This is a genomic window from Lelliottia sp. RWM.1, from assembly GCF_016859735.1.
Taxonomy (GTDB): Bacteria; Pseudomonadota; Gammaproteobacteria; order Enterobacterales; family Enterobacteriaceae; genus Enterobacter.
In genome coordinates, this window is sequence record NZ_WLVC01000138.1 from 1 (window position 1) to 724 (window position 724).

At 47.4% G+C, this 724-nt stretch carries 1 pseudogene; it reads left to right on the plus strand.

Annotation, left to right across the window (positions count from 1 at the left end):
* Positions 1 to 615, plus strand: a pseudogene (locus GF617_RS26930) (IS110-like element IS4321 family transposase); the annotation flags it as partial.
* Positions 616 to 724 lie beyond the last annotated feature (109 nt).

The window sequence follows — 724 nt, forward strand, 5'->3', positions numbered from 1 at the left end:
CAGGATAAGGTAAAAACAACCAATCAAATGCATGCTTTTCTGCTGGAATTTGGCATTAGCGTTCCCCGAGGAGCTGCCGTTATTAGCCGACTGAGTACCCTTCTTGAGGACAATAGTTTGCCTCTTTACCTCAGCCAGTTATTGCTGAAATTACAACAGCATTATCACTATCTTGTTGAGCAGATTAAAGATTTGGAATCCCAGTTGAAACGAAAGTTGGACGAAGATGAGGTTGGACAGCGCTTGCTGAGCATTCCCTGCGTCGGAACACTGACAGCGAGTACTATTTCAACTGAGATTGGCGACGGGAAGCAGTACGCCAGCAGCCGTGACTTTGCGGCGGCAACAGGGCTTGTACCTCGGCAGTACAGCACGGGAGGTAGGACGACATTGCTGGGAATTAGTAAGCGAGGTAATAAAAAGATCCGAACTTTGTTGGTTCAATGTGCCAGGGTATTCATACAAAAACTGGAACACCAGTCTGGCAAATTGGCCGATTGGGTCAGGGATTTACTGTGCCGGAAAAGCAACTTTGTCGTCACTTGTGCTCTGGCAAACAAGCTGGCCAGAATAGCCTGGGCCCTAACGGCACGACAGCAAACTTATGTAGCATAACGGCAGAAATACACCGGTTTAAAGAATTACTGATCTGGTTTTGCGAATACTGATATTGATGATACTAACGGCCCACCGGCCTGTTGAGGAACCTGTAAAACGGAAAGGC